The organism is Neisseria sp. P0009.S007, assembly GCF_051962515.1.
Genome location: NZ_JBQCVF010000230.1, coordinates 1 through 2094 on the forward strand (window position 1 = coordinate 1; position 2094 = coordinate 2094).

2 protein-coding genes and 1 pseudogene are annotated in these 2094 nt (G+C 47.3%); all 3 read right to left on the reverse strand.

The window, feature by feature from the left end:
- Positions 1-114: pseudogene (locus ACTHS3_RS11930) on the reverse strand (ATP-dependent Clp protease proteolytic subunit); the annotation flags it as partial.
- 90 nt (positions 115-204) lie between these two features.
- Positions 205-1515 (reverse strand): trigger factor, encoded by a 1311-nt coding sequence (gene tig / locus ACTHS3_RS11935; protein WP_070625311.1) that lies wholly within the window; start codon positions 1513-1515, stop codon positions 205-207.
- 192 nt (positions 1516-1707) lie between these two features.
- Positions 1708-2094, reverse strand: a 387-nt coding sequence (locus tag ACTHS3_RS11940; protein WP_440368031.1) for a DNA translocase FtsK, incomplete at its 5' end; no start/stop codon positions are given.

The window sequence follows — 2094 nt, forward strand, 5'->3', positions numbered from 1 at the left end:
CAAGAAAACGATGCGCTCTTTCAAAAGGCGTGAGTAGATGTCGAATGCGCGCTCGCCGCGACCGCTTTGTTCGATAACGGTAGGGACAAGGTAGTTATTGAAATCGAAGGACATTTTTGTCTCCTGTTAATGATGGAAAAGCACCAAAGCCATTTAAAGCGCTTCGGTGCTTTTGATTGTCTGTTTCAGACGGCCTTAGAGCAATTAAGCTTGTGCGCCCATTACTTCGTCAAAAGAAAGCGCTTTTTCAGTTACTTTGGCTTTGCTCAGAACGAAATCAACAACGTTGCTTTCTACGGCCAAAGAAGTCGGGCCTTGCAGGCGGGAAGGCTCTGCGTAGTACCAGTCGATAACTTCTTGAGGATCTTCGTAGCTTTCAGCGAAGTTGGCAACAACGGCTTTGATTTGGTCTTCAGTTGGCTCAAGTTTGTTTTCTTCAACCAATTTAGCCAAAATCAGACCCAAAGCAACGCGGCGTTCTGCTTGTTCTTTGAACATATCCAAAGGCAGATCCAAGTTGGCAGCGTCAGCCATACCTTGGTTAACGAAGTTTTGTTTCATTTCGTTTGCCAAGCGGGCCGCTTCTTCGTTGACCAAAGCAACAGGAACTTGCAAGTCAGTCGCTTTGAGCAGGGCGTTCATGACAGATTCTTTGGTTTGTTCACCAATGCGGCGTTCAACTTCGCGGCCGACGTTTTTCTTCACTTCTTCACGCATTTTGGCAACGTCGCCGTCTTCAATGCCCAGAGTTTTGGCAAAGTCAGCGTTAACTTCAGGCAAAGTAGCTTCTGAAACGTTGTTCAGAGTGATGGTGAACACGGCAGATTTACCGGCAACATCTTTACCGTGGTAGTCTTCAGGGAAGTTTACGGTAACGTCTTTGCTTTCACCGGCTTTCATGCCGACAACACCGGCTTCGAATTCAGGCAACATTTGACCTGCGCCCAATACGAAAGCGTAGTTTTTAGACGCGCCGCCGGCGAAAGGTTCGCCGTCGATTTTGCCTTCGAAGTCGATGATGACGCGGTCGCCGTTTTGGGCTTCGCGGTCAACATGGTTGAAACGGGTACGTTGTTTGCGCAGGATTTCTACGGTTTGGTCAACTTCGGCATCGCCAACGGTTGCAGTTACTTTTTCTACTTCTTGGGCAGACAGGTCGCCGATGGTTACTTCGGGGAAGACTTCAAAAATAGCGGCAACTTTGAAAGACTCTTGATCGTCTTGTTCTTCAACGGCTTCAAAGCGTGGGTAACCGGCAACTTTCAATTCTTGAGCAACGGCAACATCGTAGAATTCGCGTTGTACCAATTCGTTGATAACGTCGTTTTGTGCGCTTGCGCCGTACATTTGGGCAATCATTTTGAACGGTGCTTTACCCGGACGGAAGCCGTCAATTTTTGCGCGGCGTTGGGTTTGTTTCAGTTTTTTCTCAGTTTCTGCGTTGATTTTGGACCAAGGCAGAGACAATACTACTTTGCGTTCCAGATTTTCTAAAGTTTCAACAGTTACGCTCATCGTAAGCCCTTAAATTTGTTGTGTTTAAACGGTTATCCTTCTGCTCAGAATTCCGAAGAACTTCGGAAGCGTGCATAAGGTCAAAATTTAGCTGCTTAGTATAACACAATGTTTCACGAATAACATAAAAAGGCCGTCTGAAAAGTGGGAAATTCTTTTCAGACGGCCTTTGAGTTTCGATATTGTTGTTTTTTACAGCTGGTCTTTTTGTGCCAGAATCCGTCGGCTACCGTTGATGTCTGCCGGAGAGAGAACACCGGCATTTTCAAGCGCATCTACTAAATTGGCGGCGCGGTTGTAGCCGATGCGTAATTGGCGTTGCAGTGCGGAAATGGAAGTTTTCCGGCTTTCCAATACGAAGGCAACGGCTTGATCGAATAACTCATCGCTGTTTGCATTCGGATTAACAATATTGGTGGTTTCGATGGCGGCTTCGCCACTGAGCAGGCCTTCCACATAATTGGTCGGAGCCTGTTCTTTGACGAAATTGACGACCTGATGCACTTCATCATCGGAAACAAACGCACCTTGCAGGCGTGTCGGTTCTGCGCTGCCCGGTTGCAGGAATAATGAGTCGCC

Bases quoted from the DNA above. Each gene is read 5' to 3' on its own strand.
- tig (WP_070625311.1), bottom strand. From the start codon at position 1,515: ATGAGCGTAACTGTTGAAACTTTAGAAAATCTGGAACGCAAAGTAGTA.